18 protein-coding genes and 1 riboswitch are annotated in these 20,868 nt (G+C 61.2%); of the genes, 5 read left to right on the top strand and 13 right to left on the bottom strand.

The annotated features are described in order from the left end of the window. Positions 1-8 precede the first annotated feature (8 nt). Entirely contained in the window at positions 9-800 is a 792-nt protein-coding gene (locus tag H2LOC_RS13335; RefSeq protein WP_136496828.1) for an ABC transporter permease, read from the top strand. Between the two features lie 75 nt (positions 801-875). Here the strand turns inward: H2LOC_RS13335 and H2LOC_RS21595 are convergent, their stop codons facing one another. The 4 genes from H2LOC_RS21595 to H2LOC_RS13325 form a co-directional block, all read right to left on the bottom strand. Beyond that, positions 876-1,259 (bottom strand): ISAs1 family transposase, encoded by a 384-nt coding sequence (locus H2LOC_RS21595; protein ID WP_202620459.1) that lies wholly within the window; start codon positions 1,257-1,259, stop codon positions 876-878. After that, complete coding sequence (locus H2LOC_RS21590; RefSeq protein WP_202620596.1) at positions 1,219-1,470, bottom strand: hypothetical protein; 252 nt, start codon at positions 1,468-1,470, stop codon at positions 1,219-1,221. Before H2LOC_RS21590 ends, H2LOC_RS21595 begins: the two co-directional genes overlap by 41 nt. Then, positions 1,388-1,813: a transposase family protein gene (locus H2LOC_RS22115; RefSeq protein ID WP_202620458.1), complete on the bottom strand. Its 426-nt coding sequence runs from the start codon at positions 1,811-1,813 to the stop codon at positions 1,388-1,390. The genes H2LOC_RS21590 and H2LOC_RS22115 overlap by 83 nt, the downstream gene beginning before the upstream one ends. Positions 1,814-2,443: 630 nt before the next feature. Continuing rightward, entirely contained in the window at positions 2,444-3,163 is a 720-nt protein-coding gene (locus tag H2LOC_RS13325; protein WP_136496827.1) for a methyltransferase domain-containing protein, read from the bottom strand. A gap of 1,459 nt (positions 3,164-4,622) precedes the next feature. On the opposite strand from H2LOC_RS13325, the gene H2LOC_RS13320 reads away from it, so the two are divergent. From H2LOC_RS13320 to rsmA, 4 genes are all read left to right on the top strand, one after another. Further along, positions 4,623-8,321, top strand: coding sequence for a glycosyltransferase (locus tag H2LOC_RS13320; protein WP_136496826.1), 3,699 nt, complete (start codon positions 4,623-4,625; stop codon positions 8,319-8,321). A 327-nt stretch (positions 8,322-8,648) separates the two neighbouring features. Next, the gene (locus tag H2LOC_RS13315; RefSeq protein ID WP_136496825.1) at positions 8,649-9,452 is read left to right on the top strand and encodes a coiled-coil domain-containing protein; all 804 of its coding nucleotides are present in this window, start codon (positions 8,649-8,651) and stop codon (positions 9,450-9,452) included. A gap of 204 nt (positions 9,453-9,656) precedes the next feature. Next, positions 9,657-10,664, top strand: coding sequence for a 4-hydroxythreonine-4-phosphate dehydrogenase PdxA (gene pdxA, locus H2LOC_RS13310; protein ID WP_136496824.1), 1,008 nt, complete (start codon positions 9,657-9,659; stop codon positions 10,662-10,664). Next, complete coding sequence (rsmA, locus tag H2LOC_RS13305) at positions 10,661-11,527, top strand: 16S rRNA (adenine(1518)-N(6)/adenine(1519)-N(6))-dimethyltransferase RsmA (RefSeq protein WP_136496823.1); 867 nt, start codon at positions 10,661-10,663, stop codon at positions 11,525-11,527. The genes pdxA and rsmA overlap by 4 nt, the downstream gene beginning before the upstream one ends. A 3-nt stretch (positions 11,528-11,530) precedes the next feature. Here rsmA and fabI read toward each other — a convergent pair whose 3' ends face one another. The 9 genes from fabI to H2LOC_RS13260 all read right to left on the bottom strand — a co-directional run bounded on the left by fabI (position 11,531) and on the right by H2LOC_RS13260 (position 20,812). Next, positions 11,531-12,352 (bottom strand): enoyl-ACP reductase FabI, encoded by an 822-nt coding sequence (gene fabI, locus H2LOC_RS13300; RefSeq protein WP_136496822.1) that lies wholly within the window; start codon positions 12,350-12,352, stop codon positions 11,531-11,533. Positions 12,353-12,403: 51 nt separating this feature from the next. After that, complete coding sequence (fabB, locus tag H2LOC_RS13295; RefSeq protein ID WP_136496821.1) at positions 12,404-13,627, bottom strand: beta-ketoacyl-ACP synthase I; 1,224 nt, start codon at positions 13,625-13,627, stop codon at positions 12,404-12,406. 61 nt (positions 13,628-13,688) lie between these two features. Beyond that, complete coding sequence (gene fabA / locus H2LOC_RS13290; RefSeq protein WP_136496820.1) at positions 13,689-14,210, bottom strand: 3-hydroxyacyl-[acyl-carrier-protein] dehydratase FabA; 522 nt, start codon at positions 14,208-14,210, stop codon at positions 13,689-13,691. A gap of 243 nt (positions 14,211-14,453) precedes the next feature. Beyond that, positions 14,454-15,062 (bottom strand): thiamine phosphate synthase, encoded by a 609-nt coding sequence (locus tag H2LOC_RS13285; RefSeq protein ID WP_136496819.1) that lies wholly within the window; start codon positions 15,060-15,062, stop codon positions 14,454-14,456. Further along, positions 15,059-15,850 carry a thiazole synthase gene (locus H2LOC_RS13280; protein WP_136496818.1) on the bottom strand — a complete coding sequence of 264 codons (792 nt, stop codon included), beginning with the start codon at positions 15,848-15,850 and terminating at the stop codon, positions 15,059-15,061. The genes H2LOC_RS13285 and H2LOC_RS13280 overlap by 4 nt, the downstream gene beginning before the upstream one ends. Before the next feature lie 3 nt (positions 15,851-15,853). Then, on the bottom strand, positions 15,854-16,051 hold the full coding sequence (gene thiS, locus H2LOC_RS13275) for a sulfur carrier protein ThiS (RefSeq protein WP_136496817.1): 198 nt from the start codon (positions 16,049-16,051) through the stop codon (positions 15,854-15,856). Beyond that, a complete protein-coding gene (locus H2LOC_RS13270; protein ID WP_136496816.1) occupies positions 16,035-17,030 on the bottom strand; it encodes an FAD-dependent oxidoreductase in 996 nt (331 codons plus the stop codon). Before H2LOC_RS13270 ends, thiS begins: the two co-directional genes overlap by 17 nt. 38 nt (positions 17,031-17,068) lie before the next feature. Beyond that, positions 17,069-17,203: riboswitch (TPP riboswitch) on the bottom strand. A gap of 129 nt (positions 17,204-17,332) precedes the next feature. Further along, positions 17,333-17,548, bottom strand: coding sequence for a hypothetical protein (locus H2LOC_RS13265; protein WP_136496815.1), 216 nt, complete (start codon positions 17,546-17,548; stop codon positions 17,333-17,335). Positions 17,549-17,659: 111 nt separating this feature from the next. Further along, positions 17,660-20,812 carry a bifunctional diguanylate cyclase/phosphodiesterase gene (locus H2LOC_RS13260; RefSeq protein ID WP_246207182.1) on the bottom strand — a complete coding sequence of 1,051 codons (3,153 nt, stop codon included), beginning with the start codon at positions 20,810-20,812 and terminating at the stop codon, positions 17,660-17,662. Positions 20,813-20,868: the final 56 nt, after the last annotated feature.

Below are 20,868 nucleotides of genomic sequence, written 5' to 3'. Positions count from 1 at the left end.
CTCGTATAGTGCTTACGGAAAACCTCACGGCCCTTGAAGCTCAGTTCGAAGCTCACTGGCGCATCATTCACGCCGTGATCCTTCAAGACATGCGCACGAGGTTCGGCAGAACCTATTTCAGCTATCTGATCGCGATCATCTGGCCGCTGGCGCATCTGGGATCGGGCATTTTCGGCTATGTCCTCGTCAACAAATTAGCGCCCGTCGGCGAGGACCCGACCATATTCCTCGGCTCTGGCCTTCTGCCCTACATTCTCTGTATTTACCCCGCGCGAATGATCGGCATGGCGGTAATGCAGAACCGGCAGTTGCTCTCGATTCCGCGGGTTCGGCCGATGCATCTGATCGTCAGCCGCACGATTCTCGAAATCATGTCGAGTTTCGTCGTTTGCATGATCTTTTACACGGTGCTGTGGGCGGCCGATTACGATTTCATGCCGCGCAGCATGGATATCGCGGCTGCCGCGGTGTTTGCCTCAGTGTATTTTGGGGTGGCGCTCGGGCTTTTTACCGTAATGCTGGTGGCGTTGGCCGGGCCTTTCGCCGCAACAATCGTAATTATTTTGATGATTCCGCTGTACCTCGTATCCGGCGTGTATATCGTGCCATGGATGATGTCGCCGGCCATGCTGGATTACGAATCCTACAACCCTCTGTTCGGTCTGGTTCAATGGTTGCGCTCGGCTTATTACGCCAGCTACGACGAGATTGTCGTCAACAAAATGGGGGTGATTTGGATGTCGACGGGGATGCTGTTTTTGGGGTTGCTCGGGGAGCGCTTTCTGCGCGGAAGATTCTGACTGGGAAGGAATAACCCCAGGGGAATCGGGTGAAGGATTTTGAGCGGCGACGAGGCTTGCGAGGAAGTCGTCGTCTCAGGCTGCGGTCATGCGCTTGAGGCGCTGCGAATCCTTGCCCGGCGCCCTTCGGATCAGATTGTTGGCCATGTGCTTGAGCGTGATTAAGTTGGTGGGGGCGTTGTCGGTCTGCACCCGGCATTCGTCGTCGCGGAAGACCATGTCCTTGATCCAGTGCAGGCTGTTCTCGATCGCCCAATGGTCGCGGATCATTGGACCGACGGTCTCGGCCGGCAGGGTCAGCGAGGTGATGTAAAAGCGCGTTTCCCGCTCGGTCCTGCCAGGCAGTTCGCGCGTGCTTTCGATCATGAGCATGCCAGCGAGGCCCGGCCAGTCATGGCGCTCCTGCAGCCAGCCGACATCATGGATCGCCGTATACTTGCGGGGTTTCGATGCGGCCATGATCGCCGTCGAGCGTCTCATGGCGCGAGACGGTTGCCTCCTTGAAGTCCAGGGCCTTCTGCTCGGCGGCGAAGAGCTGGACATCCTTGAGCAGCGTTCCCTGATTGCCCTTGAGCGCGATGATGGAGTCAGCCTTCTTGTCCTTGATCTTCTTGGCGATGGCGACTTGCCCCATCACCAGCCGCTGCCTGGCGGCGAAGGCCGAGACCATATGGATGGGCTCTTTGGCGTTTTTCTTCGAGCCGGGGCGGCGCGAGGTCTTGCCGTCGATGGGCGATGACGTCGGCCGGCGTCTTGATGAGCGCCGAAACCGAGGCGACGAAGCAGTGCCGGAAGGCTTCGGCGTCGAGCGTGGCGAAGATGTCGCCGAGGTGATCATGTGCCGGCATTCCATTGGCGAAAGGCCGCAAGCGGCGCAGGAGGGCGAGCTTCTTCTCGCCAAAGCGCGCGATGTCGGTGAAGGTCTCGGCGCCGGCCAGCACCGCGAGCAGGCACAAGAACAGGATCTCATCGAGCGGATAAATGACCTTGCCGGGCTGACGAGGGTCAGACATATCTTTGAAATATATAAGAAAAATCGTCGCTTCGACCAGAGCCGCATAGTCCGCGCCCGTATGGTCCGTCGCCCATTCTCCGTTTCGAATCAGAGGATGTCGACAGATTCAGCTCAATTTCGTTCTGTCACCTACTTCTTCACCCGATTGCCCCTGGCGGAGTCGCCGAGACGGCTTGCCGGGGCGCGAAATTTTCGGCGGCATGCACCGCCGCCGGACTTGGGATGCCACGAAGAGCGTTCAAAACCTTTGCGCGAGTTAGCCTTGAGGCCCGCCCACTGAGAATGATCGGAGTCTAGAGAAAATAAATGCTTCAAAGAAACAGGATGGGCTGACCATCATCGAGCATTCTTGTTTTTCATGAGTTATTATAGGAAAGATCACGCTTATGTCTATGCTCGTAAATACATTTATGTAAAAGAAATAAGTTAATATTAGGCGATCATCTAATTGAAAGCTTGTGATGTAGATCCATAAAAAGCTTATAATATCAAATGAATTGGCATTTTTAGCTTAACTGAATCGGTCCGCTGCCAGTAGTTTTCTGACAGAAACATTCTCTCGTGACGCCGTTACATTAAGTTACAATATAGTAGTCGACACCGACATGACATCGTCTCGAAAAACGGCCTATGCGTTAGAATGTTTTTTCTTTAGCACAAAAATATTTTCGTTTTCTATCGGTATAGCAAATTCTACCTCGAAGGGCGAAAATGCTCGGGTAGCCTTTAACAAGTCGCCGAAGCCCGCCATCGTCCAGGCGTGTACATGCACATCGAACTTGCTTCGATTAACGGCACAGATCGAGGCTTGTCGCTCAATCTCGGCCTCGCTGTAATGCTGCCCCCCCGTCATGATAGGATGGCAATAGCGTAGGTGTTCGGTATACGCTTGTTTCGCGGTTCCGGCGCCGCCATCGGTATAGTCCGCCAGCACGTGTTCTGTCGTTGTCTCAGGTCGGTCCCGATCAAAGGTAAAACGCATATCCGGGACGGCAAGAATAAAGACTCCGCCTGGTTTCACGGCCGAAATCGTGTTTACAATCGATCCAATCGGGTCCCATAAATGCTCCACCACATGCCCCGAAAGAACGAAATCCAAACTATTAATTTCGAATCCAGCCATCGTCTGTGCGTCAAAAACGCGGTCGCCGCCAACTATCTTGTCGCTCTTGAAATAAGCTTCGAGCCGCCCAGAGTCTCGAATGTCGCCGTAAAGAACCTGGACGTGATCGGGAACGGGAAAAGGCCGCGAGCCTGCGCCTACCTCAATGCCTAGGCCGCGAATGAAGTGGTTTGTGACGGCGGCGCGAGCCTGCATAACGCGTTCAAAACTGAGAGTCGATTCCACAAGAGAATTCCTTTGCTGTCGGTTCCTTACCGGATGAATCAAATCTCGGGTTCAGGGCGGTTGGAGGCTTTGATCTGGCCGTTTTATAAGGCTCCGTGATATAGGAATAGTCCCTATTGAGATGCCGATTTTGCTCAGGCGCCGTAGGGCATCCCCTGCCAGCGCGAAGGCGAAAGCAAAGATAGGGGCAGAACATTGATGATTCGCGCTGATAGCATCCGGGCGCTTTGGCATCCGCAAGTCGAAAATCACGAAACCGGCGCCGCTTCGGCGACGATGACTGGATTTCTAAAGGCGGAATGCGACGAGATGTTGTTGGGCATTTGAATTGTCTTGGCGCTCTAGAATTTACGGCTGTCCCCGGGGGAGTCGAGCGAGGATTAGCGCATCTTGGGCTTGTTCCCGGCAGACACGATGCGGAGAATAAACGCTGTCCTGCCGCCATCGGCGCATAACGACTACTTTCTTGCGTCGCTGGAAGCAGCCTCGACAATCCCTCGCGTAGTTTGATTCTTCCTTGGGAGACTCTGCCGAGGATCGGATCGTCGCGAACCATCGGCGAAGTCAGCCCGGCGAGATGGGCGGCGGAAGTCGTGGTCTTCCGAGTGTAAACTGAACTGTTTCGCTGCATAATCCCGCGAGAGGCGCTGGCGCCCGGAACCCAACCTCAAGCGCGGCTGTAGGCGCCGAGGCCTATATCAGCGCGTGTAATAATACAACTTGCACTCTTACCATTCCCGGCGCTGCTGGTTCAAATCTAAGCTGGAATTGGAAAGTCGGACATTTCGGAATAAAGACGCTGATCGCCTGTCTCTGCGCGCGGAAAAGCATGTATCTTCCGGTCCACGGTGGAGGCGTTTGACGCCGATGGTCTCCCTTGGCTCCGGAATGAAATCACCGCTGAGCGCTCCCGACTACAGCCCTTTCATTGGGCTGCGGAATCAGTGCTGGGGGGCGCTGAGAATTACGAATTCGCTTCCGTTTGAGGGGAACAGGAACGCTCGCGAATCGGCTATATTCCAGTCGCGGTCGGCGGAATGCGCCTAGTCCTTGCTGTCTTCGCAGGACAGAAGTAGTTCTGGACACAAATATCGCTGCAAAACGTGCTGCTGAAATTTAAGTCACCATAAAATAATACATTGATTTTGCCCCCTCTCTTGTCCTCCGCCCATCCCAGGAACAGCGAGGCGAGCCCGGTCGAGGCTCGGAGGCGTTGCGAGGACCGATTATTGCAAGTAAAACGTCCTGAAAATTGATATATCGCCCAGGATGAGGGTTCCGATCGGAGCCCTAAAAAATTCGAGTTTATGGTTTCAGGGTGGCCGAGGGCGCATTCCGCAAAGCCGACTTCTGCGCTTGGAATGCGCTCTAGTCACCGAAGGACGCGCTGTATCGCTCGAACGTTCGAGTTCGGGCGGAGCGCGCCCTCAAGCGACCGGCGCGAGGACAAAAAGGCTGCATGAACATCAACATCATCCCTGCTTCCGGCTTCGCGGGCGCTAACGCCGCCCCCCATCCGCTTTTCAATCGCGAGTGGTATCGGAGGGAAAATTCCGATCTCCAGGAAAGCGAGATTTCTTTCCCGCATTACATCTCCAAAGGCTGGAAGGAAGGGCGCGCGCCCCATCCGTTGTTTTCGGTTCGGTTTTATCTGGCGATGCGGCCGGACATCAGGGACGCCGGGGCCGAACCGCTGGATCACTTCGTTCGCCGGGGGTGGAAGGAAGGAACCCGGCCGCATCCTCTGGTCGACATAGGCTTTTATCTGTCCCAGGGGCCCAGCCTCGGCGGCCTCGATCCCTTGACTCATTATCTGACCGTCGGTTGGCGGCAGGGCTTTCGGTTGAACAATCTGTTCAATGCCGACTGGTATCTGAGCGAGCATCAGGACGTCGTCGAGTCGGGGCACGAGCCCCTCACTCATTTTCTGATCCGGGGAGAACGCGAGGGACGACGTCCCACGCCCACTCACGATCCGCATGAGTTTCGTGAGGTCTTCGAGCCGGCTTTCAGGCGATATTTCGGCCTGGATCAAATAGAGACCTCGGCCTACGCCGCGCCGGCTCCCAAAGAGGAGCCGCCATCGAAACCCGCCGAACCCGGCATCAAGCCGCCTCGGCTTCAGCCGATCGCCGAAGCCGGCTGGAACCATGCGACGCTGTCGAGCGTCGAACTGTTCAAGGCGTTTCGCACAAAAAGCGCCAATAGCCCCTTCCGGGATTCGCCGCCGAACGAGATTCCGCTGCTCCTCGCCAAGCTCAACGCCGTGGGGCGGGATGAATCCTTGCCGCAGGAATGGGTTTCCGGCGTCGTCGAATCCAAGGCCTCGCTCGATCTTGCCGGGATGGCGGCGCGACTCGCCGCGCTGGGGCTGTCCCCGCAGCGCGCGCCGCAGAATCCGCCGGCCTATCCGGTTCCGATCCTCAACAACTACAATCGCGGCCGCCATGATGCGACGCAGCGCTTCGTCATCGATCCGTCGCTGGCCGGCATTGTGTCGGGCGGGCCGAAGATCAGCGTGCTCATACCCGTCTACCGGCCGCCGCTGGCTTTTCTCGAGCGCGCGATACTCTCGGTCATGGGGCAGACTTACGCCAACTGGGAGCTGCTGCTCGTAGACGATTGCTCGAAAGACCCCAATCTCAAGACCTTGCTCGAATATTATGCGGGCCTCGACAAGCGCATCAAGGTTTTCTTTCCGCCGCAGAACGGCGGAATTTCCGTAGCGACGAACATCGCCTTCGACAATGCGTCCGGGGAATACGTAGCTCTTCTGGACCACGATGATATGTTCACGCGCGATGCGCTCGAATGTTTCGTCGAGCTCATCCAGAAAAATGGCGACTATGATCTCATCTACTCGGACGAGTGCAAGATCGACGCCTACAACATCGCCGACGACCTTTTCTTCAAGCCGGACTGGAGCCCCTTTCTGCTGCTGAACTCGATGTATACGGGGCATCTCTCCGTGTACAGGAAGTCAACGGTGGCCGCTGTCGGGAAATTCCGCAGCGAATTCGATTTCTCGCAGGATTACGATCTCGCCCTGCGGGTCGCCGAACGGAACCCCAAGGTCGGCCATATCGAGCGGATTCTCTATGGCTGGCGCATGATTTCGGGTTCGGCCGCGGTCGGGGACAAGCCCACGGCGCGAAACACCAATATTGCGGCGCTTCAGGACGCCGCGATCCGGCGGGGCTGGGGCGGCGAAGCAATCGCCTTGCCCACCGCGAACCGACTTAAACGAACGATCGACGCCGCCACCGGACCTTTGGTTTCGGTGATTATTCCGTCCGACAATGTCGACAACATCAAAGCAACGGTCGTTTCGCTACGGGAGGCGAGCTCATATGGAAAATATGAGACCATCGTCGTAACCAACTCCGGCATTGTCGGCGAGTTGAAGGCTTTTGCGGACGAACAGGACGTCCGCTTCAGCGCCTACGACAAGCCCTATAATTTTTCGGACAAATGCAATCAGGGCGTCCGGGACAGCAAAGGCGAATATGTCGTATTTTTCAATGACGACGTCCGGGTCATCAGCCGGGACTGGATCGAATGCATCCTCGAATTTCTGACGCTGCCCGGCGTCGGCGCGGTGGGTCCCAAACTCCTTTATGAGAACGAGACCATACAGCATGCGGGCATGGTCACCGGCGTGCGGCGGCTGTTCGGCACCGCTTTTCACGCCTATCCGTCGAACACCACGGCCTATTTCAATCTGGCTCAGTGCGTTCGCGAGGTCTCGCTGATTTGCGGAGCCTGCCTCGCCATGCCGCGGCGGCTGTTCGACGAAATCGGGGGATATGATCCCCTGAACGCGGGCATAGCCCATTCCGACGTCGATCTATGCTTTCGCATTCGCGCGGCGGGCTATGCCTGCCTCTATACGCCGCATGCGGAACTCACGCATATCGGCCATGTTTCCATCGGGGCCGTGGAGAAGAAGCCAAAGCCTTTCAAAAAGGACAAGGCCGATATCTACGCCATGAGGCAATGGGGCGACTATTGCGTTCGAGACCCCTATTTTCCGGCGAACATGCGGGACCTGGTCTATATCGACAGCCAGGAGCCGTTCTCCTACCAAATGGCCAAGCGTCCGCGTAAGCCGGAGGGCGGGAAGGACATATTGCTCGTCTCGCACGATCTTTCGGGCAGCGGCGCCCCGCGCGTGCTGTTCGAAATTGCGAAAAACCTCATCCGCGAGGGGCATTTCGTCGTTGTCGCATCGCCGGAGGACGGCGTTTATCGGGAACGGCTGCTGGAAATTGGCGTAGACGTCATCATCGATCCGCTGGTGTTGCCCGCTCATGACATATTCGTCGCGATGGCGAAGAACTTCGATCTCGTGATCGGCAACACCATCCTCACCTGGTCGTTGGCGGCGGCGCTATCCCCCTTTGTTCCGGTCTATGTCTTCTGCCATGAAACCGATCTCGTGAACCACTTCTGCGACAATGTAAGGGGATTTCGGGAAGGACTGGCGGCTGCGACCAAAGTGTTCGCAGCAGGCCCCCGCGCGGCGGCCAGCATCCGCAGGCGGTGCGATATCGAACCGATCGAACTGGAGTGCGGCGTGGAAGCCCTGCAGGTCGGCGCGGGGAAGGAGCGCGGCGACAAGAAACTGACCATCGCCCTGACCGGCACTTACGAACCGCGAAAAGGGCAGGACATCGCCGTCATGGGCTTTTTGGCGCTTCCGGAAGAATACAGAAGCAATTGTAGACTGGTGCTGGCCGGTCGGACGAACGACGAAGGTTTCCGCAGGGCCATCGAGGACATCGCCGCCGAGGAAAAAAGCATCGTCTTCAGGAATGAACTGAACGCCGAGGAAGTCGCCGACCATATGGCCGCCGCCGACATCGTGCTGGTGCCTTCGCGCGACGATGCGGGGCCGCTGGTCGCCATGAGCGCCCTCAGCGCCGGAAAGATCGTCGTAATAAGCTCCACATGCGGCGTTTCCTCTTACGTGACCGATTCCGAATCCGGCTTTGTTCTGGCGCACAACGGCCCCAGGGATGTGGCCGAGACGCTGCAGAGAGCGCTCGACATGCGGGATAAATGGCCGGAAATCGGGGCGAACGCGCGGAAGGTCTACGACGAGCATTTCTCGCCGGCGCGTTTCAGCGAGCGCCTTCGCCAGGCTTTGGAACTCTAGAGCGCGTTCGGTTCAAACGCAGTCGAACGCGCTCCAAATCTCATTGACGGAGCATGTTTTTTTCCAAAAACCGCTTCGCACTTTTTGGGGACATGCTCTGGAAACCGTGGAAAATATAAGGGGTCCGAGTCCGCAAACCCGGACGGCGGCGGTCTAAGCGGAGGCGATTGGCGCAGTTTTTGATAAGCTGGCGCGCCTATCGTCGAACGGGGGCATTCTCGAATGAAGTCGAGTCGGGCCGGCCCAATCAATTGGAGCGCATTCCTGTCGCAAAAGCGTGTGAAGCTTTGCGGCGATGCGCTCCAGCGCAGCTAATGGAGCGGTTGCATGTTTTTCGAGGCTACAACCAGAGGCGCGGACGCGAACAAGGGCGTATCGCGAAGCTTTGGGGCCAGGCTCCGCGCCCTTTGGTCGCGTGACGGCGCCAAATCCGATGCGCATCCGGCAAAGCAAAATCCCGGCGGCGCCGGAGCCGGGGAGAAAGCTGTTCTGCTCGCCCAGCTGCGGGCGGCCGAGCAGGAGTGCATTTTCGCGCGCGAGGAAATCAAGTCTGCGCGAGAAGAACTTATGCGCATCAATGCGCTACTGGAACAGGAAAAGGCCACCTCGAAAAGCTATCTGGACCATATCGCCGAACTGGAAGGCCAGATCACGCGCCTGGCCGCCGATATGACCGAGGCGAGAAATCTCATTCATGCCCAGCGGCTCGAGCTGAACGCCCTGGCGAGGCTCCGGCAGCCGCTCCTGCGCAGGCCGCTCAAAGCGCTCAGAAGAGCGCTTTTAGAAATCGGCAGGAAGCCGGTTCCGGTGTTCGACGAGCGATATTATCTGGAGCACAATCCGGATGTGCGCGTTCTCGCTGCGAGCGCCTACATGCATTATTTGAAACACGGTTTCCGTGAAGGGCGCAATCCCAACGCCATGTTCGACTCCGCCTGGTATCTGGAAATGAACGAGGATGTCCGAGAGGCGGATATAAATCCTCTCGTCCATTATTACTTGCATGGGGCCTGGGAGGGACGGGACCCCCATCCGCTGTTCTCGACCTCCTGGTATCTCGATCAGCACCCGGAGCTCAAAGATAAGAAGCTCAATCCGCTGGAGCACTACCTCAAAACCCTGCGTTCCTGAGCCGGCTGCAGGGGCCCCGGCGAGGGGGCGCCTCCCTGGCGGGGAAACCCCCAAAGGAAAAGCTGTTTTTCTTGGGCTTGAACTCCAGGAATGGCGCGCAGCTGCTGGCGACGGGCGCATAAAGCCTGTAAACAGCGCTAGGATTCCTGGCTTGGTCGTGTTTTCTACAGGCGAACCGGTATCCACTTCGCTCGAAAACACTCTATGACCAGCCACGCCGCGCTTCCTCTCGCTCTCACGCAGGGCGATCCTTCCGGCATCGGGCCCGAGATCGCCCTAAAAGCCTATTCGCGACGGCGCGAGGAGAATCTCGCGCCCTTCTTCGTCGTCGGGGATCCCGGGCTGTTCGAGCGGCTCGCGCGCGCGCTCGGACTTGAAATCGCTGTCGAAGAAGCGATCCCGCAACGGGCCGGCGAGATTTTTCCGACCGCGCTCCCGGTCGTTCCATTGGGCTTGAACGTAAGCGGCCAGCCGGGGCGGCCCGACCCTGGCGACGCGGCCTCCACGATCCGCTCGATCGAACGCGCCGTGGAGCTTGTGGCCTCCGGCGAAGCCCGCGGCGTCGTCACCAATCCGATCGCCAAGCATGTGCTCTATCATGCCGGCTTCAAGCATCCCGGACACACTGAATTTCTGGGCGAGCTTTCGCAGCGATGCTTCGGCCGCGCCGCGACTCCGGTGATGATGATATGGGCGCGTGAACTCGCCGTCGTGCCGGTGACGATCCATGTCGCCCTGGCGAGGGTCCCGGAGCTTCTGACGCGGGAATTGCTCGTTGAGACCGGCCGCGTCGTGGCGCGCGACCTCGCGGCGAGATTTGGCCTGCCGCGCCCACGCCTCGCCTTTTCGGGATTAAATCCCCATGCAGGCGAAGGCGGCTCGATGGGGTGCGAGGAAATTGACGTGATTTCTCCCGCGATCGAAATCTTGCGCGCGGAGGGAATCGACGCGTCCGGCCCTCATCCGGCCGATACGATGTTTCATGAAAAGGCGCGCAGAAACTATGATGTGGCCCTTTGCCCGACCCATGATCAGGCTCTCATCCCGATCAAGACGCTCGCCTTCGATCGCGGGGTCAATGTCACGCTCGGCCTGCCCTTTGTGCGCACTTCTCCCGATCACGGAACCGCCTTCGATATCGCCGGCAGGGGAATAGCCGATCCTTCCAGCCTGATCGAAGCGATCAGGCTCGCGGATCGCATCTCGGCATGATCGACGATCTCCCGCCACTGCGCGAAGTCGTCGCGCGCCACGGATTGGACGCCCGCAAGTCGCTCGGGCAGAATTTCCTGTTCGACCTCAATCTGACCGGTCGCATCGCCAGAGCCGCGGGGCCCCTGGAAGACGTCACGGTCGTGGAGGTCGGTCCCGGTCCCGGCGGCTTGACCCGCGCCCTGCTCGCGGGCGGCGCGGCCAGGGTGATCGCCGTCGAGCGCGACTCCCGATGCGCGCCGGCGCTCGCGGAGATCGCCGAGCGCTATCCGGGACGCCTCACCGTGATCGAGGGGGACGCGCTCGAGCTCGATCCCGCCGAGCTGGTCCGCGTCCATGGAGCGGGCGGCCCAGCGCGGATTTGCGCCAATCTTCCCTACAATGTCGCGACCGCGCTGTTGGTGAAATGGCTGGAGGCCGAGCCCTGGCCAAGCGTCTTCGACCGTTATGTGCTGATGTTCCAGCGCGAGGTTGCCGAGCGCATCGTGGCGACGCCGGCGCAACGGGCGGATTACGGAAGGCTCGGCGTGCTGTGCGGATGGCGGACGCGAGCGCGGATTTTATTCGACGTCTCGCCCGCGGCCTTCACCCCGCCGCCAAAGGTCGTTTCATCCGTGGTGGAATTGACGCCCAATCCGGAGCCGCCGCCCTGCGACCGCCAAGCCTTGTCGAAGGTCGCCCAGGCCGCTTTCGGCCAGCGCCGCAAAATGCTGCGCCAGAGCCTCAAGGGCCTCGGCGTGAAGCCGGAACTTCTGCTGGCGAGCGCAGGGATCGTAGAGACCCTGCGCGCCGAAGAGGTCGACGTCGCCGGCTTCGTCGCCCTGGCCCGAGCGCTTCGGGAGCTTACGGTTCGCCCTGACTGAACATCAAAGCGCGTTGCCGGGGTCGCCGCTTAGATCCTCGGGGCGCGGCTGCAGCATGATGTTGTAGCCGGCGTCGATGAGGTGGACTTCTCCGGTCACGCCGCCCGAAAGCTCTGAAAGCAGATAGAGCGCCGAGCCGCCGATTTCGTCGAGCGTGATGAAACGGCGCAGGGGGCAGTGCGACTTCTGGAACGCGCCCATCGCGCGGGCGCCGGTGATGCCGGCTCCCGCCATGGTGCGAACCGGGCCGGGAGAAATCGCGTTCACCCGAACGCCGCGCGCGCCGTAATCGGCGGCGAGATAGCGCACGGAGGATTCGAGCGCCGCCTTGGCCACGCCCATGACATTGTAATTGGGCATTACATGGGAGCCGCCGGCGAAGCTCACCGTCAGCATGGAGCCCGAGCCCTTCATCATCGCGGCGGCGCGTTTCGCCGTCTCGGTGAAGGAAAAGCAGGAGATCACCATGGTGCGGATGAAGTTCTCGCGGCTGGTGTCCGCGTAGAGGCCCTTGAGTTCGCTCTTGTCGGAATAGGCGATCGAGTGAACCAGAAAATCGAGTTCGCCCCATTCTTTCTCCAGGCGCGCGAAAACCGCGTCCACGGTGGAAAGATCCTCGACGTCGCAGGGGATGACGAGATTCGAACCCAGTTCCCCGGCGAGCGGCGCGACACGCTTCAACAGCGTGTCGCCCTGATAGGTGAAAGCGAGTTCAGCGCCATGCTCGGCCAGTTTCCGAGCAATTCCATAGGCGATCGAATGGTCGTTGGCGACGCCCATGACGAGGCCGCGCTTGCCCTGCATCAAACCCTTGGCAACCGTCATCTATTATTGTTCCTTCAGATCCTCTTTTCGCAACTGGCGAAAGGCGCCGCTTCAGGCGTCGGGGTGCTTGAAAACCAGCGTCGCGTTGGTGCCGCCAAATCCGAAAGAATTGGAGAGCACGGCGCGAAGAGACACATTGTCCCGCCGCTCCCGCAGGATCGGCATGTCGGCGAAGTCCGGATCGAGTTCTTCGATATTGGCGCTTTCGCAGATGAAGCCGTCCCGCATCATGATCAGCGAATAGATCGCTTCCTGAACGCCGGTCGCGCCGAGCGAGTGGCCGGTCAGCGATTTGGTGGCGGAGATCGGAGGGCATTTTTCCCCCGCCCCGAACACTTCGCGAAGGGCTTCGATTTCCTTGATGTCTCCGACCGGGGTCGAGGTCGCATGGGGGTTGATGTAGTCGATCGGGGTCTTCACGGTCGCGAGCGCCTGACGCATGCAGCGCACCGCGCCCTCGCCCGAGGGGGCCACCATGTCGTAGCCGTCGGAGGTCGCGCCATAGCCGGCGATCTCGGCGTAGATTTTCGCGCCGCGCGCCTTGGCGCGTTCATATTCCTCCAGCACCAGCACGCCGGCGCCGCCGGCGATCACGAAGCCGTCGCGGTTCTTGTCATAGGCGCGCGAGGCGGTGGCGGGCGTATCGTTATAGGAGGAGGACATTGCGCCCATGGCGTCGAAGAGCACCGAAAGCTCCCATTCGAGCTCCTCGCAGCCGCCGGCGAACATGATGTCCTGCTTGCCCCACTGGATCTGCTCGAAAGCGTTGCCGATGCAGTGGTTCGAGGTCGCGCAGGCCGAGGAGATCGAATAATTGACGCCCTTGATCTTGAACCACACGGCGAGCGTCGCCGAGGCGGTCGAGGACATCGTCTTCGGCACTGCGAAAGGACCGACGCGCTTGGGTCCCTTGGTGCGGGTGAGGTCGGCCGAGTCGACGATCACCTTGGCCGACGGGCCGCCCGAACCCATCACGATGCCGGTGCGCTCGTTGGAGACCTCGTCTTCGCCGAGGCCCGAATCGGCGATCGCCTGTTCCATGGCGACATGGTTCCAGGCGGTGCCGGCGGCATGGAAGCGCATCGCCCTGCGGTCGACCACCTTGCTGGCGTCGAGCCTGGGCATGCCGTGAACCTGCGAGCGAAATCCGAGTTCGGCATATTTTTCGGCGCGGACGATGCCCGATCTGGCGGCGCGCAGGGAGGCGGTCACCTCCTCGACATTGTCGCCGATGGACGACACGATTCCCATACCGGTGACGACGACTCGTCTCATAGTTTCGACTCCCCAGGCGGCTGTCTGCCGCTTCTATTGCGCCGGGCTTGTTCCCGGAGGCTTATTGCGCCGGAGCGGCCTCTTTGGCGAGGCCCACGCGCAGATCCTTGGCCTCGTAGATGCGGACGCCGTCCGCCGCCACCCAGCCGTCGGCGATGCCGAGCACGAGCTTGCCCTTGAAGACGCGCTTGAAATCGATGCCGTAGGCGACGGTCTTCACGGTCGGGCGGACCTGGCCGGTGAACTTCACTTCGCCGACGCCGAGCGCCATGCCGCGTCCGGGATTGCCCAGCCAGGCGAGGTAGAAGCCGACCATCTGCCACAGCGCGTCGACCCCGAGGCAGCCGGGCATGACGGGATTGCCCTTGAAGTGGCAATCGAAGAACCACAGGCTAGGCTTGATGTCCAGTTCGGCCCGCATATAGCCCTTGCCGTGTTCGCCGCCGTCTTCGAATATTTCGGTGATGCGATCGAACATGAGCATGGGCGGCAACGGAAGCTGGGCGTTGCCAGGGCCGAACAGCTCCTCGCGGCCGCAGGCCAGCAGATCTTCATAGCCAAAAGACGAGCGCCGTTCGCTCATGGGTCGCGTTCCCTCTGATTCCTGGGGCTTTTCGCCCGCTTTTTATGGCCGGCCCGCCGCACTCGAAGCGCCGGCGGGCCGGCGGTGGATTTTCCTCGTAACATAAGGGCTGGCGCCGTCAAAGTCTCGAGGAGGGCGGCTCGCATCCGAATCGGCGCGCCTGCCGCCCCTGCGCGTGGAGCGGGAGAGGGCGCTTTTTTTAAAGAAGCTCTTGAGCTTCCTGACATTCGTGGCCGCGCCCCGTTAGCCGCGCCGGTCGGCCGTGGCCTGTAGCCATTCCCGCGTCCGGGCCTCCGGGTCGGCGTTGCGCAGGATGTCGGTCACGACGCAGGCGCTGTCCGCGCCGGCGGCGAGGCAAAGGCGGGCGCGTTCCGGCGTCAGCCCGCCGATCGCGACCAGCGGCGTCGCGCCGCAGCGCCGCCGCCATTCGCCGAGACGATCGAGCCCCTGCGGCCCAAACTTCATTTGCTTGAGCAGAGTCGGGTAAATGGGCCCGAGGGCGATGTAATCGGGCGAAAGCGCCAGCGCCAGATCGAGTTCGGCCTGGTCATGGGTTGAAACGCCCAGCCGCACTCGGTTTTCGCGCAGAGCGGAAAGATCGGCGCCGCCCAAGTCTTCCTGTCCGAGATGAACGAAGTCGCATCGCTCCTCGATGGCGAGGCGCCAATAGTCGTTGACGATGAGCTGCGCGCCGTATCGCTCGCAATGGCCGCGCGCCGCGCGGATCTGCGCCCGAATCTCGCTTTCCGGGCGATCCTTGACGCGCAGTTGCACGAGCTTCACGCCGACGGGCAGCAGGCGCTCGAGCCAGGAGGCGTCGTCGACGATGAGGTAGAAGGGGTCGAGCGTCACGCCGCGCCCTCGTCGAAGGCGCGGCCGATGAGCGGCGTCGAGGGCTCGGCGAGATCGCGCGGGGTCATCGGTTCGGCGAGCCAGGCCGCGCGTCCCGCTTCGATTGAAAGCGCAAAGGCGCGGGCCATCGTCGCCGGATCGCCGGCCCGTGCGACCGCCGTGTTGAGCAAAATGGCGTCGTAGCCCAGCTCCATCGCGGCCGCGGCGTGGGAGGGCGCGCCGATCCCCGCGTCGACGATCAGGGGGGCCTCGGGAAAGCGGGCTCTCAAAGCGCGCAGGCCGTAAGGGTTGTTGAGCCCGCGCCCGGAGCCTATCGGGGCCGCCCAGGGCATCAGCACCCGGCAGCCGGCGCCGAGCAGCTTTTCCGCGAGGACGAGGTCTTCGGTCATATAGGGAAAGACCCGAAAGCCCTCGGCGGAAAGACTGCGGGCCGCTTCCACCAGCCCGAAGGGATCGGGCTGAAGCGTGTCCTCGTCGCCGATGACCTCGAGCTTGATCCAGTCGCAGCCGAAAACCTCGCGCGCCATCTGCGCCGTGGTGATCGCCTCTTTGGCGGTGCGGCAACCGGCGGTGTTCGGCAGGACCTTCGCGCCCGACTCGCGGACGAGGTCCCAAAAGCTTCGGCCCGCGCGCGAGCCGCCCGCCTCGCGGCGCAGGGAAATGGTCACTATCTCGGCTCCCGAGGCCTTGATCGAATCGGCGAGAATCGCCGGGGAAGGGTAGCGCGCCGTGCCGAGCAGCAGCCGCGAGGCGAATTTTTCACCATAGAGGGTCAGCGGATCGTCCAACGCTCAGCCTCCCTGTTTCGGAGCGAGAATTTCCACTGCGTCGCCTTGCTTCAGCCGGGCATCGGCGCGGTCTTTCGCGCGCACGAAGTCCAGATTGAGGGCCGTGCCGACCAGCTGATCCCCATAGCCGAGTTCGGCCAGCAGCTCTTCGAGCGTGGCGGCGGCGACCTCGCGCTCTTCGCCGTTAATCCGAATCTGCATCGCAGACCTCCGGAAACCATGCGTCTTCGAGAACCACCCGGGCGGCGCGGCGCGCGAGCGCCGGCGCGAGCAAAAAGCCGTGGCGATAGAGTCCGTTGATATAGAGAGCGCGGCCCCGCCGCGTAAGACGCGGGAGATTGTCGGGATAAGCGGGCCGCACGTCCGAGCCCATTTCGACGATTTCGGCTTCGGCGAAGGCCGGGTGAATGGCGAAAGCGGAATTCACCAGCTCGACCACCGATCTTGCCGTGACGCGCGCGGCCTCCTCGTTTTCGATCATCGTCGCGCCGATCATGAAGATTCCGTTTCCGCGCGGAACGACATAGACCGGCCGGCGCGGATGGAGCATGCGCACCGGGCGAGAGAGTTTCAGCTCCTCGCTGCGCAGCACCAGCATCTCGCCCTTGACGCCCCGCAGCCGGGCGAGCTGGTCCCGGGCGGAAAAGCCCCGGCAGTCGATGGTCCAGTCCGCTCCGCCGCGCGGCTCGGCGCCGAAGCGCAAGGTTACGTTGGCCAGATGCGCCAGCCGTTCGCCGAGCGCGGCCATGGCCGCTCGCGGATCGAGATGCGCCTCTGTCGGAAAATAGAGCGCGCTCTCGAATCGTCCTTCGAGGTCCGGCTCCAGCCGCGCGAGGCCGGCGGCGTCGAGCGCCTCGAAGTTTCTGGTGCGCCGCGAAAAATCCCGCAGCTCGGCGGGCTCGCGGGGCGGGGCGACGACGAGGCTGCCGCGGATCGTCGCAAGGCCGAGGTCCGCCCAGAAGTCGATCGCTTCCGCGCCGAGTTCGGCCACGATGGGCTCGGCCGTCTCCAGCTCGCACCAGGGAGCGATCATGCCGCCGGCGAAGCGCGAACATCCCATGCCGGCCTGAGGCCGGGTCTCGACCAGCTCGATCTCGACGCCGCGTTCGGCGCCCTGGCGCGCAAGCTCGAAGGCGGCGGTCAGGCCGGCGACGCCTGCGCCCAAAATTTCAATGCGCATGACGAAGCGCTTGCCCGCCGAGCGGGCGCTGGTCGATTCTTCGGGGCATTCTTCCTCCCTACGCCAGTATGAGCTGGATCAGGTTATAAGGGTCGCCGCGCCGCGCCGCCTATGGCGCATTCTCGGCCTCTCAGCCCCAAACGTCGCCGGGCGGGGCTCCCCTGGCGTCTTTCAGCATAGAGTGTTTTCGGGCGAAGTGGGAACCGCTTCGCGTGAAGAAAACGCGGTTCAATTTGAACCGGAAAGACTCTAGCGCCGCGGACCGGGCGGGTTCAAGCCGCAACAAGGTCGCGGATTGCGGGTTACGACCGCTCGGCGCTTCTGCGCTCTTTGCGCTTGGCGATGATTTCGTCCGGGGTTTCCCTGACCCGGGCGTAGCCTTCATCGCCGGAATCGGCCCGGAACCAGATCTCCGCGCCTCCTTCGAACGACCATATGGAGCTGGCCCGGTTCAGATTCACATAGACGATCTGGTTGGGCTTGCCCTGCGGGGTCAATTTGACCCATTCCGAGCTCATCTGCGTCTCCGTCGCCTGGGTGGAACATAGCTTTGGAGATTGGCCGCTCGGGACGGGCGTCAAGGGCCGTCGTGGCTGCGAGGGTCGGCCTGAAACTAAACCGAACGCGCCCTAGCAGGAGGCCCCGGATGCGAGAACGAAGTCGAGGAAGTCTTTTTCCGGCAACGGCTCCGCATAGAGGAATCCCTGCGCCAGATTGCAGCCGCCCGCAGCCAGTAAATCCGCCTGTTCGCGGGTCTCGACGCCTTCGGCGATAAGTTCGATGCCGAGCCGCTTCGCCATGGCGATGATGGCTTCTACAATGGCGCGGTCATGCTCGTCTTCGACGATGTCGCGGACGAAGGAACGATCGATCTTGAGATAGTCGATGTCGAATTTCTTAAGATAGGACAGCGCCGAATAGCCGGTGCCGAAATCGTCGAGCGATACGGCGACGCCGAGCGCGCGCAACTGCTTCAATTGCGCAAGAACTTCCGGCTGGTTTTCGAGCAGCAGACCTTCGGTGATTTCAACGCCGAGCAGTTCGCCGGGAATGGCGTTGTCGATCAGGTGCTGCACCCAAGGGGCCACGCCGTCGCGGCCGAAAAACTGGCGGGGCGAACGGTTGACGCTGATGCGCGGATGTCCGCAGGCCGGCGCGCCGGCGCATTTGCTCCAGCTTAGGGCGACGCGCGCGGCCTCTTTGAACACGAAATCCCCGATCTCGTGGATCAGGCCGCCGGTCTCCGCGATCGGAATAAATTCAGACGGCGAGATCACGCCCTGCACGGGATGGCTCCAGCGCGCCAAAGCTTCGGCCTTGACGATGCGCCCCGTCTTTACGTCGATGATCGGCTGGTAATGTACCGAAATCTGGCCCTGGTTCAATCCATGGCGCAGATCATGAACCATCTGATTGTCGCCTCTTATCTTGCTTCGCGCCTGCGAACCAAAGAAGACGAATTGATTGCGCCCCGACGCCTTGGCGAAATACATCGCCTGATCGGCGTAGCGAAGCAGCATGTCGGCGTCGTCGCTGTCGTCGGCGGGGTAGAGACTGACGCCGACCGACGCCGAAAGGGAAAAGCAATTGCCGTCGATTGCGATAGGGCTGTTGATGACATCCAGCAGGCGACGAAGCGTGTTCTCGCATTCCCGCGTATCGCCGACCCCAATCAGAAGCGCGACGAATTCATCGCCGCCGATGCGCGCGACCATATCCCCCGCGCGCAAGGTCCGAGACAAACGCTCACCGACGTCGATCAGAACCTGGTCGCCGATCCCGTGGCCGTGATTGTCGTTGATCGGCTTGAAGCCGTCGAGGTCGAAATAGAGCACCGCCAGCATGTCGCCGGAACTTTTCGCCTGGGCGATCGCCCGCGTCAGCCTGTCGGTCAGAAGCCGCCGGTTCGGAAGTCCGGTGAGCGCATCGTGATGCGCGATGTGCTGAAGATATTCTTCATGCGCTTTGAGCTGGCTGACGTCGGAAAAAATTCCGACGTAGTGTTTCACCTTGCCCGCTTCGTCGCGCACGGCTTCGATGTGAAGGTTTTCGACAAAGAGATCGCCGTTCTTGCGACGGTTGGTCAACTCGCCGTTCCACGAGCCCTCGGCGAGCAGAGTCGACCACATGCTCTGATAGAACGCCGTGTCCTGGGCGCCGGATGAAAGCAGGCTGGGTCGTTTGCCCAGAACCTCGTCGCGATCATAGCCGCTGATGGTGGTGAAGGCTGGATTGGCGTCGAGAATGCGCCCGGCCGGATCGGTAATGAGAATGCCTTCGCGCGCGGTCCCGAACACGCTGGCCGCCATGCGCAGCTGAGTGTCTATCCCGCGTTTGGCGGTGACATTGCGCGAAACGGTGAGGATGCCGCTCACTTTGCCGTCGGAGCCGAACTCCGGCACGCCGCGCACTTCGACGGCGCCCAGGCTCCCATCGGGGCGGATCCAGTTGACTTCCCACTCTCTGGGTTCGGCGGAATCCCTGACGTCCGCCAGTTGCGCCTGAAACGCCGCTGCGCCTTCGGGGCCGTTCGGCGCGGACCAGAGTTCGACCGGCGTTTTGCCCAGCAGCGACTGGGTTGGGATGCCGGTGAGCGTCTCATGGGAGCGGGTCAAAAAAGTGCGGCGGAAATCGCTGTCGTAGCGAACCACCATATCCGGCAAATTCTCTGCGAGGCTGCGAAAGGTTTGCTCGCCCAGCCGCAATTGCCGATCGCTCTCCGAACGCTCCAGCTCCGCCGCGGCGCGCGGCGCGACGAGTTGCAGGATTTGCGTCGCGGCCGCAGGATCGGCGAGGGGCGACGTGTCCATGACCGCGATCAAGCCGAGCGGTTTTCCGGTCGAATCCCACAAAGGCGCGCCCGCATAGCTCTCGACGCCCATCTCGACGAGCAGTCTGTCTTTTGGGAAGAGCTCCTGCACGCCGGAAGGATAGCAACAGGTCCGCTTGGCGGCGACCCCTTCGCAAGGCGTGCCCGCCAGCTCATAGCTCACATTGGGAGCGATGTCGCCTTTGGCGTAAAACGCGATGGTTTCGGCGACGCCCGAATTTGCCGACAACAGATCGATCACGACATAGGCGACGCCGAGCGCTTCGCCGATATGACGCGCGAGCGCAGCAAGAAAATTAGGCTCGCCGGGATCGGCGATGAAACGCAGCGTGTTCTCCATACGCTTGCGCGCGGTGATGTCGTGCGCCAGGGCGACGATGTGTTTTTCGCCGTTCGTTTCGAAAACGGCGCCTTTGACCTCCACCGGAAATATCCGTCCGTCCTTGGCGCGATGCCTTGTTTCCAGGGCGAAATCGCCTGGCGGCGTCAATAGTTTTTCGATCGCCTCGTGCGTCACGTCTGGATCGATGTCCAGCGGCGTCATTCCGAGAAGTTCCTCGCGGCTGTATCCGAGCGAGCGGCAAGCGGCGGCGTTCACGATAATGAAGCGAGTCCGGCTATCGGTCACGAACAATGCTTCGGACGATTGCTCGCAAGCGCTCTGGAGGAGCGTCAACTCGAAATCGGCCAATTGGCGCGCCGTGATGTCCTTGCCTATGGGGACGATCGGCGCAGGCTCGACGCCTGGAACGTGGGCGGCTGCGGATTCACAACGCTCTCCGCACTTCGTCAGCAGACCGGGATCGCAGGCGTTCGGCGCGGGCTCGCCGGCCGCGCGCGAATAGAGGATACTGCCGTCACGGCCGAGGAAATCCGACGAACTCTCCGCAACGCTCAAGAATTTTTGCTCATGCAAAGTCGGTGAGGATTTCGGCGGCTGGTCCGGCAGCATGATCAATAGGTCTCGTTTAAAGCGATATTGTCGCAGTGCGCCCCGGCTCCGATGCG

Source organism: Methylocystis heyeri (assembly GCF_004802635.2).
Taxonomy (GTDB): domain Bacteria; phylum Pseudomonadota; class Alphaproteobacteria; order Rhizobiales; family Beijerinckiaceae; genus Methylocystis; species Methylocystis heyeri.
The sequence above is the reverse complement of the archived record's forward strand: the minus strand, read 5'-3'. Positions and strand labels throughout refer to the sequence as shown.

What these genes read in the sequence shown, in the direction of transcription:
- fabI (WP_136496822.1), bottom strand. Translation starts at nt 12,352, where the DNA reads ATGACGGTTGCCAAGGGTTTGATGCAGGGCAAGCGCGGCCTCGTCATG.
- H2LOC_RS13320 (WP_136496826.1), top strand. Translation starts at nt 4,623, where the DNA reads ATGAACATCAACATCATCCCTGCTTCCGGCTTCGCGGGCGCTAACGCC.
- fabB (WP_136496821.1), bottom strand. Translation starts at nt 13,627, where the DNA reads ATGAGACGAGTCGTCGTCACCGGTATGGGAATCGTGTCGTCCATCGGC.
- H2LOC_RS13260 (WP_246207182.1), bottom strand. Translation starts at nt 20,812, where the DNA reads ATGCTGCCGGACCAGCCGCCGAAATCCTCACCGACTTTGCATGAGCAA.
- rsmA (WP_136496823.1), top strand. Translation starts at nt 10,661, where the DNA reads ATGATCGACGATCTCCCGCCACTGCGCGAAGTCGTCGCGCGCCACGGA.
- H2LOC_RS13265 (WP_136496815.1), bottom strand. Translation starts at nt 17,548, where the DNA reads ATGAGCTCGGAATGGGTCAAATTGACCCCGCAGGGCAAGCCCAACCAG.
- H2LOC_RS21595 (WP_202620459.1), bottom strand. Translation starts at nt 1,259, where the DNA reads ATGGCCGCATCGAAACCCCGCAAGTATACGGCGATCCATGATGTCGGC.
- H2LOC_RS13270 (WP_136496816.1), bottom strand. Translation starts at nt 17,030, where the DNA reads ATGCGCATTGAAATTTTGGGCGCAGGCGTCGCCGGCCTGACCGCCGCC.
- thiS (WP_136496817.1), bottom strand. Translation starts at nt 16,051, where the DNA reads ATGCAGATTCGGATTAACGGCGAAGAGCGCGAGGTCGCCGCCGCCACG.
- fabA (WP_136496820.1), bottom strand. Translation starts at nt 14,210, where the DNA reads ATGAGCGAACGGCGCTCGTCTTTTGGCTATGAAGATCTGCTGGCCTGC.
- H2LOC_RS22115 (WP_202620458.1), bottom strand. Translation starts at nt 1,813, where the DNA reads ATGTCTGACCCTCGTCAGCCCGGCAAGGTCATTTATCCGCTCGATGAG.
- H2LOC_RS13315 (WP_136496825.1), top strand. Translation starts at nt 8,649, where the DNA reads ATGTTTTTCGAGGCTACAACCAGAGGCGCGGACGCGAACAAGGGCGTA.
- pdxA (WP_136496824.1), top strand. Translation starts at nt 9,657, where the DNA reads ATGACCAGCCACGCCGCGCTTCCTCTCGCTCTCACGCAGGGCGATCCT.
- H2LOC_RS21590 (WP_202620596.1), bottom strand. Translation starts at nt 1,470, where the DNA reads ATGGTCTCGGCCTTCGCCGCCAGGCAGCGGCTGGTGATGGGGCAAGTC.